Genomic DNA, 13881 nt, shown 5'->3' with positions numbered 1-13881 from the left:
GCCGGCACAATCGACCAGCTCACGCGCAGCGCCAACTGGCGCCTGAACCTCCCGCTGGCAGAGACCCAGGATACGCGGCTGAACTTGTATTGGCTCGACCTGGATGACCGTGCGGGTGGCCGCTTTGCGCGGACCGAGCGCCGGGTGAGCGTGGCCCATCGCAGCCGTTTCCGATGGGGCGAGTTGGATGTGACGGCTGCCCCCGGCGTGGCGTATCGAACCAGCGAGGGTTTTCTCGAACAGCACTCACTGCACCCGACGTTGTCCCTTGCTGTAGCAGGTCCGTTGCATGAACTCGGAATCGCTTTGGGGTATCGAACCTTGGAGCGCCCCGGACTGCGTGCGCCCGACCTGGATGAGTACCATCTGAGCATGGACTGGCGTTACCAGGTCGAACGGCATCAGCTGGGAATCGAGTATGAGCACCTGCTGGCGCAGCCCGACGGGGGCGAGAATCTGGATCTCTGGCGAGCGGGGTTATTCTGGCGCTACAAATTCTTTGGCGGCGCACCGTGACCCGGTTACAGGCGCACCGTCCGGCCCGCGGGGAGCGACGCCGGTTGCCTGGCTCGGAGGGCCGGTCTACAGTGCGCGGACGTTTCGGACACGAGGAGCAAGAGCACTAATGCAAGACTGGGAAGGCCGCGCGGCACCGGAGCCGCCGCCGCAACAACCGCCGCCGCGGCGGGTGGGCGGCCCCTCGTTGCTACCGCCGGTGGTGCTGGCCCTGTTGATCATCAACGGCCTGGTGTACCTCGCCCAGGGGTTCATGGGGCAGTACCTGATTGCGATATTCGCCCTCTGGCCCATGGGGGCACCCGATGCGGTCATGACCACCATGGGCATGGAGGAGGTGCCGCCGTTTCAGGTCTGGCAGGTGTTGACCTACGGCTTTTTGCACGGCGGCATGTTCCACCTGCTCGTGAACATGTTTGCCTTGTGGATGTTCGGTGTGGCCCTGGAAAACCTCTGGGGATCGCGGCGATTCGCGTTCTATTTTCTGTTCTGCGTGGTGGGCGCCGGGCTCATCCAGCTGATCGTCGCCACCAACGCGGCGGCGGACGGTACGGTCTACCCCACGGTGGGCGCATCCGGCGGGGTGTTTGGCATTCTACTGGGCTTCGGCATGATGTTCCCGAATCAGCGCATTGTGCTGCTGATCCCGCCGATTCCCATGAAGGCCAAGTACTTCGTCATCGCCTACGGCGCTTTCGAGCTCTGGGCCGGCATTACCGGCACCCTTGCCGGCATTGCCCATTTCGCCCATTTGGGCGGCATGGTCTTCGGGTTGCTGCTGATCCTCTACTGGCGCCAGACCGGCAGCTTTATGCGCCGCCCGCCGGGGCCAATGTAGGGGCCCCGGACTCGGGCTCTCCTCACCCAGGGTTGCTACGCGCGGGCTTGGCGGCGCTCATGCAGCCGCTGGGCGGCATTCTCCAGCAACGAGTACGCCGCCGGGATGATCACCAGGGTCAATAGCATGGAGGAGACCATGCCGCTGATGATGGCAACGGCCAGTGGCCCTTGCGTCTCTGCCCCGGCACCGGCGCCGATGGCCGCTGGCAGCATCGCCAGGATGAGCGTCAGCGACGTCATCAGGATCGGTCGCAGCCGGATCGGGCAGGCCTGCTGCAGGGCCTCGTTGACGCTCAGCCCCCGTTTCACCCGATACTGATTGGTGAGGTCCACCAGCAAAATGCCGTTCTTGGTTACCAGCCCCACGAGGAGCACCAGCCCGATCATCGAGTAGATGTTCAGCGTATGCTGGAACAGCCATAAGCCGACGATGCCGCCGATCATTGCCAGCGGCAGGGCAGCCAGAATGATGAGCGGCTGCAGGAAGGAGTTGAACTGGCTGCCCAGCACCATATAGACGAGCAGGATGGCCACGACGAAAACGAAGATGATGGCCCCCTGTGTGCGCTCGAATTCTTCGGCCTGACCGACCAGGTTCAGGGAATAGCCGAGAGGCATGATCTCCTCGGCTTCTGACTCGACTGCGTCCACGGCCTGCGCCAGGGGCACGGCCGGGTTGGAGTAGAACTGTGCGGCGTACTGCAGATCGAAGCGGCCGATGACTGACGGCCCCAGCTCCGGCTCGAAGCTGGCGAGGGTGTCCAGTCGCACCATATCGCCATTTCCAGCCCGCAGGTACAGCCTGGAGAGGTCCTCCGGGGTCTGCAACGTGCCTTCCTTCGCCTTCAGGCGGACATCATAGCGCTCGCCGTCACCGGGCTCGTCGTTGTAACGGGCCACGTCGAGACCTCCCGCCAGCACATTGGCCGCCCGTGTTACGTCCAGGGTGCTGATGCCGAGGGCGTGGGCGCGCTCGCGGTCCACTTCCAGTACCAGCTCCGGCATGTCCAGGTCCAGCTCCAGGTCCAGGGTGTCAATCTCGTCACGCCCGCGCAGCCGGGCCTCCAATTCCTCAGCAAGCACCGCGACTTCATCCAGATCAGGACCACTGACGTTGAACTGCAGTGGCTCTCCGCGCTCGCCGGGTATGAGTGGGATGGAGGACGCGAATGCCTGTACGCCGCTGAGCTGCAGCAGCTCGGCCTGCACCTGGTCGGTGATCTGCCGTTGGCTAAGGGTGCGATCCTGGCGCGGATGCAAACGCACGAAGGCGATACCACTGTTGACCTGGCCGGCGTCGCCAAGACCGATGGCAGTGAAATAGGTGTCGATGCCGTCTTGATTCTCCAGTACCCCCTCGACAGACTTCAACTTCTCGTCCGTGTAGTCGATGCTCGAGCCGAGCGGCGTCTCGATGCTCACCAGGAACTGACCTTCGTCCTCCTCGGGGCTGAACTCGCCGCCGAGTTGTCCCAGCAGGCTGCCTGCCGCCGCGGCGATCACGGCGATCACGCCCAGGGTGGTCCAGCGGAACCGCAGCACCCGGGCCAGCAGCCAGCGGTAGCCGGATTCCATACCGCGGAACCCGGTCTCGAGGACGTTGTAGACCTTGCCGTGCTCCTTCGGTACCCGCAGGAAGCGGGAGCACAGCATAGGAGTGAGTGTCAGGGCCACAATGCTCGAAGCCAGCACCCCGACGGCCACCACCACCGCGAAAGACTCGAAGAACAGCCCGATAATCCCTTCCATGAACAGCACTGGCAGGAAGATCGAAATCAAAGACAGCGTGGTGGCAATGATGGCGAAGAAGACCTCGTTGGAGCCGACAATGGCCCCTTCCACGGGATCTGCGATGCCTTCCTCCCGGTGTCGGAAGATGTTCTCCAGCACCACGATGGCATCGTCCACTACCACGCCGATGAGCAGCAGCATTGCGAGCATGGTGAGCGAGTTCAGCGTGTAGCCGAAGGCGAAAATGGTGGCGATGACCGCCGCCAGGGCCACCGGAATGGACAGCGTCACGATCAGTGTGGAGCGCAGATTCTTGAGGAACAGCCAAAGCACGAATGCGGCAAACAGGATGCCGAGGCCAATGGTCTGGAACAGGGTGTCGATCATGTCCAGGATAAACACCGACTGGTCGGAAGCGACGTTGACCTCCATCCCCGGGGGAAGCTGAGGCCGGATCTCCTGCTCGAGCCGCTCGTGCACCTCGTCGATGATGGCGACGGTGTTGGTCCCGGAGACTTTGACCACGCCCAGCCCCACAGTGGGCTCACCGTTGAAGCGGGCCAGGGATCGCGGATCCTCCAGGCCGTCCACCACATCCGCGACGTCGCTCAGGCGAATTAACGCCCCGTTCTGGGAGGCGACGATGAGTTCCTCCAGCGCATGCGGTTGGTGGTATTCCATGTCCAGCTTGAGCAACCGCTCGGTGCGCTCGGCCACCAGAAACCCGCCCGGGAGCTGGAAATGCTCCGTCTCAACGGCGTTGATCAGGTCGTCCACGGTGAGACCGTAAGCCGAGAGCCTTTCTGGCTCCACCTCGATGCGGATGTTGCGCTCCAGGCCGCCACCGATTTGCACCTCGCCGACGCCGTTGATGTTCTCAATCTGCGGGCGTACTACATTGCGCGCGTAAGTGCTGAGCTGTTGCAGGGTGCGGTCGCCCTGGACACTGAGCCACATGATGGCTTGGGCATCCGTGTCGACCTTCTGCACCACGGGGTCATCGGCATCGTCCGGAAGCTCGTCACGGATCTCATTGATCTTGGCCTGGACCTCGTTGAAGGCCACGTCGATGTCGACGTCCAGGTCGAAGGTCACGGAGACCACGGAGGTGCCGGGACTGGAGCTGGATTGAATGCTGTCGATCCCGGGCACGGTGTTGACCGCGCGCTCCACCTCGGAGGTAATGGATGCGTCGATGATCTCCGGGTCTGCCCCTGGCTGGGTGACCACCACGTTGACCACCGGGAAATCGATATTCGGAATGCGGTCGGTGCCCACCTCCTGGTAGCCGATGTAGCCGAACAGCACCAGCACGGCGCTGATCATGACCGCCAGGACGTGGCGCCGTATCGAGAGTTCGGGTAGCGTCACGAGCGGTTACTCCTCGCCTGTGCGAACGGCGGCCTGATCGGAGAGGAAGCCGGCACCGTCCACCGCGATACTCTCACCCGCGTCGAGCCCGGAGCGGATCTCGATGGAGTTGGCGCCGCGCTGGCCCACCTCGACCTCGCGCTGGTGAGCGGTGTCATTGTCGATGACGAACACCACCTCGCCGGCGGGCCGTTGCACGAGGGCTTCCGCAGGAACCACCACGCTCTCGCGCTCTTCGATCAGGACACTGGCGCTGACGCTCCCCCCTTGGCGCCAACCGCCCGGATTCTCCACGTTGGCGATGGCCTCGAAGGTGAGGCTCTGGTCGGCCAGACCGGGGCGCAGCTCGCTGATGGTCGCCTCCACGGTGCCGCCCGCCACCGGTGCGCTCAGGGTCACCGGCTGACCGACTTCCAGATGCTGGGCGACGGTCTCCGGGAACGGCAGGCGGACCCGCAACAGATCTTGGCTGACCACCGTGAACATCGGTTCCCCGGGCGAGGTGTAGTCGCCCTCGGAGACCGCGCGCTCGTCGATCGCCCCGTCCACCGGGGTCTCGACACGGGTCTTGCGCAGATCCCGCTCGGCGTTGCGCACCCGCGCCCTGGCACCCTCGAGATCCTCTTCCAGGGACTCCACCTCACCCTCAGTGGCCTCGTACTCTGATTGGGTCACGTAGCCGTCTTCCAGCAGCTCTGTGCTGCGCTCGAGTTCGCGGCGCTGGGTGCGCAGGCTGACCTCGAGCCGGCGCATGTCCGTGCGTGCCTGGGCAAGTGCGAGTTCGTACGGCTCCGGGTCGATCTCGAGCAACAGATCGCCACGGGAGACGCTATCCCCTTCCTCCACGTGGATGGCCGTAATTTGCCCGGACACCTCCGCGGTGAGCGACGGCGCGGTCTTGCTGGTCAGCCGCCCGAGGGTGCGTTCGGCAACTTCCACAGTGCGTAGGGTTGCCTCTTCCTTGGTGATCAGCACGGCCTCGGGGGGGGCTTCGTCCTCGCCGCCGTTGTCGTTGTTGTCACAACCGACGGCCACGACAGCGAGACCGAGTAATACCGACAAAGTCAGCTTGCGTGCCATGTCGAATGTCCTTGCAGTACGTGGGATCGCTCAGGTGTTGCGCCCGGTGAGGCCGGATCGCAGCAGGTCAACGAGGTGCGCGCAGTAGCGTTGCGGGTCGCAGCCCGTGCCATTGGCGTCGAGGCGCGGCAGCACGTCGCGCAGCTGAAAGTGCATGAAGGCGCCGCCGAGCAGCGTGAGCGCGAGCACCAGTGCGGTGTCGCGGTTGTCCTGGCCAGCTTCGGGCAGGGCGCCCTCGAGCGTCTCGATGAGTTCGGTCAGGCCGTCGCCAATCGTCTCCTCCGCACGTTGCCGTTGCGGATTACCTCGGGGGTTGAGCATCTGGCGCAGAAACAGGTTCACGGAAGAGGGGTCCCGCAGCATGGTGTGGAGATGGTCCAGCGTGAACCGCTCCAGGCGTTCATCCAGCGGGCGGCTGCTGTCCGCCAGGTTGACGAGCAGCGCGTCGAACGTCAGCCGTGAATCCTCCAGCACCGCGTCGTAGAGGCGCGCCTTGTTGCCGAAGTGGTGAAAGACATTTGCCTTGCTGACGTCCGCCCGGGCCGCGATGTCGCGGATCGATACGCCATCGACCCCATGTTCCGTGAACAAATGGCGGGCAGCGGTGAGAATGCGTTGCGCGGCTTCGGTGCGGATGGGTGTGGCATCCGCAATGCTGTTATCGGTCACGATCGGAGTCTCTCGGGGGCGCAGGATTTGGGAGTCAGTCGGACGGTTCAGGCTGACCGGTCGGTCAGACCGGCAACTGTACCGAGCCCTCGGCGACGATGCAAGCCCCCCGGCCGAACTGCAGCAATTCCAATTACGGCGCCGGTGCCATGGCGTGGCTGCACGCCGTGAATGAAACGGCGCAGCAGGCGCACGACTCGTGTTGCGCTTGTGCGCCTTTGGCGCGGATTGTTTGACGGTGCATTACGCTGTCGCTAATGGCACCCTACGCCCTTCGATCGGCCCCGGTGCCATGGCATGGCAGGACTCCACCACGTACCCACCGCGGGAATGACGGCCCAGAGCCATGGCCCACGGAAGATCGGCAAAATTAGAACTGCCGGCCGAACTGGGGGAGCGGGGCCGAACCTGGGCTGGATCAGCCGCCGGCAGCGACGCCGGCTGCCAGCAGCAACACGGCCACCACCGCGGCGGTCGCGTGCAGCAAGATCAGGGGCAGGATCACCGGCTCATCCCGGGGTCTGACGAGCAGGGTGAACAGCCCGCCCGCCGCGGCCAGCAGGAACACGAAGAACGCACTGTTCAGCAGCAGATTCTCCGGTCCGGTGAACACCCGAACCCCGAGTAGCGTCAGTGCGCCGAGGGCGGTGACGGCATGCAGATAGCCAAGCGCCACCAGAGGGCGGCCGCGGCGGCGGCCCTGCCAGAGGGCGAACCCGCCCAGAGTCATGGCCAGCAGAAAAACAAACAAGCTCAACGCCGCCATTGCCGGCTCCTCAATCGCATCATCGAACCGCGGACACCACGCGCGCGGTCCCCGGGGTTCACGGTGACCCGCAGGGGAATCTTTGCGGTGACCGGGGAGTCTCTATAGTTAAGGTAAGTCTACCTTCGACAACTCCGAATGGTCTGCGGCATGAACGGATGCAGGAACGGTGTGTTTGCGGTGCTGGTGGGCATCATGTGCCTGGCGGGCGTGCCGGCGGTCGCCGACGATGAATCGGGGGCCTGGGCGTACGCCATGGAGCCGAAGCCACTGCGCGATCGCGTGCGGCTACTGATCGACGGGGAATCGGCCCTGGAAGGGCATATGCGGTTTTTCGGCAACGAACGCGAGGCGCGGCTTGAAGGGCGATTTCGGGATCGGGATCTACTGATCCGCTGCACCCGTAACCCGTTGGTGGACGCCCTGAACTGCTGGGTGCGGGTCGATGGTGAGCTCCGAAGCAATCACGTCGTCGTCCAGTAATTCCCCTGCCTGATCGGTGGATTTACTCGCGCGCCGCCTTACTGTCCCCCTCGATCAGTGGATCGAGTGCGCGCAATGCGGGGTCGTTCTCCGTATTGATGGCCAGCGTATCGGCGGCCTCATCGGCGCGGAGGTGCTCCACGATGGCCAGCTGGTGATCGAGCACCGACGCGTCGGCCTCGGATGGATCGCCGCCGGCCGCCTGGCGCGACCGGATGCGTGCGCGCAACGTCGCCACGTCCGCCTGGCAGTCCACGACGGTGAACGCAGCGCCCGCGCGGCGGGCGCAGTCCCGGAACCGCTCCCGCTCAGCCAGTCGCAGGCTGGCTGCGTCGACGATCACGCTCATACCGGCCTGTAGGAGGGCGCCGGCGAGTTCTTCGAGGCGCGCGTAGGTGCGTTCCGAGGCCTGCTGGCCGTAGAGGCCTTCACCCACCCCGGCGCCAGTCCGCGCGTTGCGATCCAGCCCGTACAGGCGCTTGCGTTCCACGTCGGAGCGCAGGCGCATGGCCCCCAGGCGCTCCACGAGTGCCTGCGCGACGGTGGACTTGCCGCTGCCCGAGAGCCCGTGCATGAGGATCAGCCGGGGGTGGTCGGGGCGGGTCTCGGCTGCGGCGATCCCCAGGTAGCGCTCCATGGCTGTTCGTGCGTGCTCGTGCGACTCGGCGTCCGCACAGGTGTTGCGCATGCGCAGGCCGCTGACCTTCGCCCGCACGAGGGCCCGGTAGGCGCGATAAAACGCCAGCAGTCGTGCCCCCGGATAATCGCCGGTGTGCTCGAAGTAGCTGTTGATGAACCGGGCCGCGAGATCCGGCCGCTGTCGGCTGCGCAGGTCCATGTCAAGGAACGCCACTTCGCTGCTGACATCGATCCAGCGCAGGGCAGGCGAGAACTCAATGCCGTCAAAAATCACCGGCCGGCCATTGCAATCGACGATATTGCCCAGGTGCAGGTCGCCGTGGCACTCCCGCACACGCCCCAGGGCGCGGCGCTCCTCCATGAGCGGCGCCAACGCCTCCAGCTGCCCCTGCGTCCAGTCGGCCAGATGCTCGACGCGCCGATCCGTGCCGAGCAACTCACGCAGCTGGGCGAAGTTATCCATCGTCGGCTCTGCGATCGCGGCAGGCGTCCCCCAGGGGGAGGCGGCGTCGGCCACGGCCGCCTGATCATGAAACGCGGCCAATTGCGCGGCCACTGCATCCAGCTCCGACGCCGTGAGTTCGCCGCGCTCAAGCAGGCGATCGTAAAGGCGGTCGTCATCGAAGCGCCGCATCTGCACCGCCCAGTCCAGCAACGGGCCGTCCCCGCCGACGGTGGGATCATCGGGCGTCCCGGTGATGGCGATGCGCTGGAGGTAGATCTCCGGGGCCAGGCGCCGATTGAGCCGCAACTCTTCGTCGCATGCATGGCGCCGCTGCTCCAGGGTGGTGAAATCCAGAAAACCCAGGTTCAGGGGCTGTTTCAGCTTGTAGGCGCGGGTGTCCGTGAGCAGCAGCGTCGATATGTGGGTGCGGACCGTGGTGACATCCGTCACGGCGTGGGGATAGCGTTGCGGCTCCCGCAGGCGTTCGGCCATGCGGTTGTGGTCTGTGGTGCTCAGCTCCTGCATTACGACGCCGGGTTGCTGATGGCTTGGCGCAGCTCACGAATGACGGGCGCAGTGTCCGGGGACACGCCGCGCCACAGTCGGAAGGATTCGGCGGCCTGTTCCACCAGCATGCCGAGCCCGTCCAGCGTTAGCCCCGCCCCCTGTTGTTCCGCCCAGCGGAGAAAAGGTGTCGGTTCCGCACCATACACCATATCGTACGCAGCGCCGCCGGATGCGAACAGATCGTCGGGTAGAGCGGGCATTTCGCCGCTCAACCCGGTGGATGTGCCATTGATGATCAGGTCGAACGGCCCGTGCCCGGCAAGCGCATCGAACCCGCAGGCGCTGTTCTCGCTCATCCCGTGGCACAACCGCAGGAGCGCCTGGGCGCGGCTGACGGTGCGGTTGGCGATCACGAGCACAGCCGGCCGCTCGGCGACCAGTAACTCCAGCACGCCACGCACGGCGCCACCGGCGCCGAGCACGAGAATGCGCCGGCCTTGCAGCGAGATGTGGTGGTTGTAGCGCAGGTCGCGCACCAGGCCCTCGCCGTCGGTGTTGTCTCCGTGACGACCCCCATCGGCGCCGAACAATAGCGTGTTTACGGCCCCGCAGGTTTCAGCCCTGGGGCTGCGGCTATCCGCCACGGCCCAGGCCTCTTCCTTGAATGGCACAGTGATGTTGAGCCCGCGTCCGCCGTCGGCCTGGAACAGTTCCACCGCCTCGGCGAAACCATCCGGGGCGACGTCCTGGCGGGTGTACTCCAGATCCTGGGCAGTCTGCTCGGCGAATCGGGCGTGAATCCAGGGCGAGCGGCTGTGGGCAACAGGGTGTCCGAAGACGGCGTAACGGTCAGTCATGGTTGTGTCACGTGTCGGTGGTTGCTGCGATTTTGCGCATCGCGTTCGTCACGTCAGCTAAGCGCGTCCTCGCGCAGCCATTCGGCCACCCGGCCGGCGAAGTAGGTGAGTATGCCGTGGGCCCCGGCGCGCTTCATGGCGGTGAGGGCTTCCAGGGCGCAGGCGCGCTCGTCCAGCCATCCTTCTTTCGCCGCTGCCATGAGCATGGCGTATTCACCGCTGACCTGATAGGCGAACGTCGGCGCACCATAGGCGGTGCGGACCCGGTGGATGACGTCTAGATAGGGCATGGCCGGCTTCACCATGACCATATCGGCGCCCTCTTGCAGATCCAGCGCCACTTCCCGCAACGCTTCATCGGTATTGGCAGGGTCCATCTGGTAGGTCTGCTTGCCCGCTGCACCGAGGTTTTTCGCCGATCCCACCGCGTCGCGGAAAGGGCCGTAGTAGCTGGAGGCGTACTTGGCGGCGTAGGCCAGAATGCGGGTGTTCTGATAGTCGGATGCCTCCAGGGCCTCGCGAATGGCGCCGATACGCCCGTCCATCATGTCCGACGGTGCGACAACGTCCACCCCCGCCTCGGCATGGCACAGCGCCTGGCGCACCAGGATCTCCACCGTCTCGTCGTTAAGGATATGTCCCTGTTCATCCAGAACGCCGTCCTGGCCGTGGATGGTGAACGGATCCAGGGCGACATCGGTCATGACGCCGAGCTCCGGAAATTGTGACTTCAGGGCCCTCACGGCGCGGGGGGCCAGGCCATCCGGGTTGCAGGCCTCGCGGGCGTCCGCGGTCTTGAGTTCCGGCGGCGTTACCGGGAACACCGCAACGGCTGGGATGCCCAGCGCGAGCAGGCGGCCTGCTTCTTCGAGCAGGAGGTCAATGGACAGTCGTTCCACGCCGGGCATGGAGGCCACGGCGACTCGCTGTTGCTCGCCGTCGACGACAAACAGCGGCTGGATGAGATCGTCCGCACTGAGCCGGTTCTCCCGCATGAGGCGACGGGAGAAGGCGTCCCGGCGCATGCGCCGCATGCGCACACCGGGGAAGTAACCGAGGGTGGTGCTGTACGTGGTCATGGGCCATCCTGCAGCGCGACTGGTACCGCATTATGCCTGGAGGAGGGCGGAAGGCGGAAGGGATCAACGGATCAAGGGCCGAGCGGGCAAGGGGGAGTGCCGGGTTGGCAGATGTGACTTGGTGGGGCGGCTGCAACGGTGCATCTGACGATGCACCGCCCCCGGCCTCTAGGCCAATCGACGGGAGGTTTAGCCGCCACAACTCGCCCCACCGAGCACGCAGAATTTGGCGCAATGGGGGTGATTGAGGGAGACCTCGTCGACGCTCTCCGCCAGGGTGCGGCCCAACTCGAATTGCGGATCGTAGGGAAGCAGCGTGCAGGGGACGACGACCGGATGCTCGGCGCCCTTGCGCTTGATCACCATGCGGGAGGTGGCGCACATCTGGGCGTCCGGTGTGGTGCCGACCTTCTTCCAGCAGGCCTCGGTGATTTCCGGCACGTCCACGCGTTCGTCCATTTCCGGAAACAACACCACGCGGTGGAGGTCGTCGGCGTCCAGGTGGATATGCTCGCGCCGGAACAATCGCGCGTAGCCGCGTCGCATCTCCTGCTCGCTCTCGCCGGAGAAAAGCCGGCCGGCGATGTGGACTGTGAAGCCGTTGTTGGTGAGCCAGTGCAACCCCGCCACGGTCGGCGCCCATGACTTGGGGCCGCGCTCTTCCTCATGGACCTCGCGGCTATAATGGTCGATGGATACGCGCACGGTAAGGCGGTCGCCGTGGCGCTGCTGCACATCGAGCAGGCGGTCCGCGACCTTCATCATGGGTTTCATGGCGTTGGTGAGAATGAGCGCCTCGAAACCACGCTCGAGGACGTCCTCGAGCATCGGGATCATGTCCGGGTTCATAAACGGTTCGCCACCGGTGAATGCAATGGTGCGTGTGTCCAGGCCCTCGCGCTGGATCTCGTCCAGGTAGCTGGCCACCTCCGAGGCCGTCAGATAGACCAGGCTGTCGTTACTCGGTGACGATTCGATATAGCAGTTCCGGCAAGCCAGGTTGCACAGGGTGCCGGTGCAAAACCACAGCGTCTCCAGCCGGCGCAACTGGACATGCGCGCGCCGTTGGCCGTCGGCGGTGACGTGCGGGTCGCGGAATTTACGCGGGTCCAGGAACTGAATGACGGATTCAGCGGCGTTAGTCATAGAACATCCTCGTTTCAAGCATTGCGTCTGCCCCCCGTTCTTGGTGTCGCCCACACTCCGCAACGGTGAGCTGGGCCATGCGGCGGGTACCGTCTACCAATGGACTCCAGTTTAGCCCTGAGCGGGTTTTCGAGCGGATAGGGGAAACTGCGTAGCATTTCTCGGAGAGGGTGAGGGGCACCCCGAGGCCGCGTTGTCATCCGGAGCGCCCCGCGCTTGCGGACCGGTCCGAGTCGCCGCCGCCAGGATGCTCGTCACCGAGCGACTGCAGGCGGCGTTCCGCCCAGTCCAGTACACGCTGCACCCGCGGTGAGGCCAGTTGCCGGGCGCGCCGGAAACTGACCCACCGGTACTCCTGATGTTCCGGACGTCCGAGCTCCGGGTTAATGCCGAGGACGACGTGCTTGCTCGTCGTTTCCGCGAGGTAATAACGGGCCACCTTGCCCCGGGCGTAGGGCCCGGTTTCCACGTAATCGTAACCCAGCAAGAACTGCAGATCACAGATGCCGGTCTCTTCGCGGACTTCCCTGAGTGCCGCATCAAGTGGCTCTTCGCCCGCTTCCACGTGGCCCTTGGGGGAGTCCCAGTATCGGAATGCGCGCAGCAACAGGCACCGCCAAGCATTCGCTTCGCGCCGGACGATCACCACCCCCGCAGAGCGGGTTCGCACCTTCATGCCCACTTCCTCGTTTCCCGCAGTCAGCTGACCATGATGGGTCATCGGGCGCCACGATGTCCCTAGCCCTGATGATAGCCGGGACTGAGCGCATGCACTGCCTCGATCATGGCATGGGCGTGGTCAGGGTTCACTTCCGGGTGGATCCCGTGCCCCAGGTTAAACACGTGGCCTGTGCCGTGACCGTAAGCGCTCAGTATGTCGCCGACGTGGTGTCGGATAGTCTCGGGTGAGGCATACAAAGCGCTGGGATCGAGGTTTCCCTGCAATGCCACGCGGGCGCCCACACGGCGGCGCGCCTCACCGATGTCCTGTGTCCAGTCAATGCCAAGCCCGTCGGCCCCGCATTCAGCCATGGCCTCCAGCCAGGGACCACCGTTTTTGGTAAAGAACACCACCGGGACCCGTCGGGCGTCTGCTCTCTTGGACAGGCCGGAGATGATTTGTTCTGCGTACCGCAAGGAGAATTCCCGATAGCTCGCCGGTGTGAGAATACCGCCCCAGGTATCGAAGATCATCAACGCCTGGGCGCCGGCCGCAATCTGGGCGTTCAGATAGCTGGTGACCGCCCGGGCGAGTTTGTCCAGCAGCCGGTGCATGAGGTCCGGACGCTCGTAGAGCATGCCCTTGCTCCAGGCGTAGTTCTTCGAGCTGCCGCCCTCGATCATGTAGGTCGCCAGCGTCCACGGGCTGCCGCTGAAGCCGATGAGCGGCACTTGACCCCCCAATTCACGCCGGACAAGACGCACGGCGTCGGGTACGTAGCGCAGCTCCGCTTCCGGGTCGGGGATGGGCAGGGCGTCGATGGCGGCCGCATCGCGAACCGTGCGCTCGAACCGCGGCCCTTCCCCCGGTACAAAATACAACCCCAGCCCCATGGCGTGGGGAATTGTCAGGATGTCCGAGAACAGAATCGCCGCGTCCAGCCGGAAGCGCTCCAGGGGTTGCAGCGTGACCTCGCAGGCGAGTTCCGGCGTCTGACACAGGGTCAGGAAGTCCCCGGCCCGCTCCCTCGTGGCCCGGTACTCGGGGAGGTAGCGCCCGGCCTGGCGCATCATCCACACAGGTGTGCGTTC

General features: G+C 65.0%; 13 protein-coding genes. 3 read left to right on the top strand and 10 right to left on the bottom strand.

Going from position 1 to position 13881, the window contains the following annotated elements; all coding sequences use genetic code 11:
- Together QZT63_RS17960 and QZT63_RS17955 are read left to right on the top strand one after the other, a co-directional pair.
- Positions 1 to 516, top strand: a 516-nt coding sequence (locus QZT63_RS17960) for a hypothetical protein (protein ID WP_290653145.1), incomplete at its 5' end; no start/stop codon positions are given.
- 109 nt (positions 517 to 625) lie between these two features.
- Entirely contained in the window at positions 626 to 1354 is a 729-nt protein-coding gene (locus tag QZT63_RS17955) for a rhomboid family intramembrane serine protease (protein ID WP_290653143.1), read from the top strand.
- Positions 1355 to 1389: 35 nt separating this feature from the next.
- Here QZT63_RS17955 and QZT63_RS17950 read toward each other — a convergent pair whose 3' ends face one another.
- From QZT63_RS17950 to QZT63_RS17935, 4 genes are all read right to left on the bottom strand, one after another.
- On the bottom strand, positions 1390 to 4458 hold the full coding sequence (locus QZT63_RS17950; RefSeq protein WP_290653141.1) for an efflux RND transporter permease subunit: 3069 nt from the start codon (positions 4456 to 4458) through the stop codon (positions 1390 to 1392).
- Between the two features lie 6 nt (positions 4459 to 4464).
- Positions 4465 to 5538 carry an efflux RND transporter periplasmic adaptor subunit gene (locus QZT63_RS17945; protein ID WP_290653139.1) on the bottom strand — a complete coding sequence of 358 codons (1074 nt, stop codon included), beginning with the start codon at positions 5536 to 5538 and terminating at the stop codon, positions 4465 to 4467.
- Between the two features lie 30 nt (positions 5539 to 5568).
- Positions 5569 to 6207, bottom strand: a complete 639-nt coding sequence (locus QZT63_RS17940) for a TetR/AcrR family transcriptional regulator (RefSeq protein WP_290653137.1) — start codon at positions 6205 to 6207, stop codon at positions 5569 to 5571.
- Positions 6208 to 6625: 418 nt separating this feature from the next.
- Entirely contained in the window at positions 6626 to 6973 is a 348-nt protein-coding gene (locus tag QZT63_RS17935; RefSeq protein WP_290653135.1) for a hypothetical protein, read from the bottom strand.
- Between the two features lie 150 nt (positions 6974 to 7123).
- On the opposite strand from QZT63_RS17935, the gene QZT63_RS17930 reads away from it, so the two are divergent.
- Positions 7124 to 7456: a hypothetical protein gene (locus tag QZT63_RS17930; protein ID WP_290653133.1), complete on the top strand. Its 333-nt coding sequence runs from the start codon at positions 7124 to 7126 to the stop codon at positions 7454 to 7456.
- A 22-nt stretch (positions 7457 to 7478) separates the two neighbouring features.
- On the opposite strand, the gene QZT63_RS17925 is transcribed toward QZT63_RS17930, so the two are convergent.
- From QZT63_RS17925 to hemE, 6 genes are all read right to left on the bottom strand, one after another.
- Entirely contained in the window at positions 7479 to 9065 is a 1587-nt protein-coding gene (locus tag QZT63_RS17925; RefSeq protein ID WP_290653132.1) for a bifunctional aminoglycoside phosphotransferase/ATP-binding protein, read from the bottom strand.
- Entirely contained in the window at positions 9065 to 9904 is an 840-nt protein-coding gene (aroE, locus tag QZT63_RS17920; RefSeq protein ID WP_290653130.1) for a shikimate dehydrogenase, read from the bottom strand. The genes QZT63_RS17925 and aroE overlap by 1 nt, the downstream gene beginning before the upstream one ends.
- A gap of 53 nt (positions 9905 to 9957) precedes the next feature.
- A complete protein-coding gene (hemB, locus tag QZT63_RS17915) occupies positions 9958 to 10983 on the bottom strand; it encodes a porphobilinogen synthase (protein WP_290653128.1) in 1026 nt (341 codons plus the stop codon).
- A gap of 189 nt (positions 10984 to 11172) precedes the next feature.
- On the bottom strand, positions 11173 to 12129 hold the full coding sequence (locus QZT63_RS17910; RefSeq protein ID WP_290653126.1) for a radical SAM protein: 957 nt from the start codon (positions 12127 to 12129) through the stop codon (positions 11173 to 11175).
- 196 nt (positions 12130 to 12325) lie between these two features.
- The gene (locus tag QZT63_RS17905; protein WP_290653124.1) at positions 12326 to 12805 is read right to left on the bottom strand and encodes a bis(5'-nucleosyl)-tetraphosphatase; all 480 of its coding nucleotides are present in this window, start codon (positions 12803 to 12805) and stop codon (positions 12326 to 12328) included.
- Positions 12806 to 12867: 62 nt separating this feature from the next.
- On the bottom strand, positions 12868 to 13881 hold a 1014-nt coding region (hemE, locus tag QZT63_RS17900; protein ID WP_290653122.1), incomplete at its 5' end, for a uroporphyrinogen decarboxylase.

Source organism: Aquisalimonas sp., assembly GCF_007120195.1.
Lineage (GTDB): Bacteria > Pseudomonadota > Gammaproteobacteria > Nitrococcales > Aquisalimonadaceae > Aquisalimonas.
This window is presented reverse-complemented; position numbering and strand designations above follow the sequence as displayed.

What these genes read in the sequence shown, in the direction of transcription:
- QZT63_RS17955 (WP_290653143.1), top strand. Translation starts at nt 626, where the DNA reads ATGCAAGACTGGGAAGGCCGCGCGGCACCGGAGCCGCCGCCGCAACAA.
- QZT63_RS17945 (WP_290653139.1), bottom strand. Translation starts at nt 5,538, where the DNA reads ATGGCACGCAAGCTGACTTTGTCGGTATTACTCGGTCTCGCTGTCGTG.
- QZT63_RS17935 (WP_290653135.1), bottom strand. Translation starts at nt 6,973, where the DNA reads ATGGCGGCGTTGAGCTTGTTTGTTTTTCTGCTGGCCATGACTCTGGGC.
- QZT63_RS17930 (WP_290653133.1), top strand. Translation starts at nt 7,124, where the DNA reads ATGAACGGATGCAGGAACGGTGTGTTTGCGGTGCTGGTGGGCATCATG.
- QZT63_RS17925 (WP_290653132.1), bottom strand. Translation starts at nt 9,065, where the DNA reads ATGCAGGAGCTGAGCACCACAGACCACAACCGCATGGCCGAACGCCTG.
- aroE (WP_290653130.1), bottom strand. Translation starts at nt 9,904, where the DNA reads ATGACTGACCGTTACGCCGTCTTCGGACACCCTGTTGCCCACAGCCGC.
- hemB (WP_290653128.1), bottom strand. Translation starts at nt 10,983, where the DNA reads ATGACCACGTACAGCACCACCCTCGGTTACTTCCCCGGTGTGCGCATG.
- QZT63_RS17910 (WP_290653126.1), bottom strand. Translation starts at nt 12,129, where the DNA reads ATGACTAACGCCGCTGAATCCGTCATTCAGTTCCTGGACCCGCGTAAA.
- QZT63_RS17905 (WP_290653124.1), bottom strand. Translation starts at nt 12,805, where the DNA reads ATGAAGGTGCGAACCCGCTCTGCGGGGGTGGTGATCGTCCGGCGCGAA.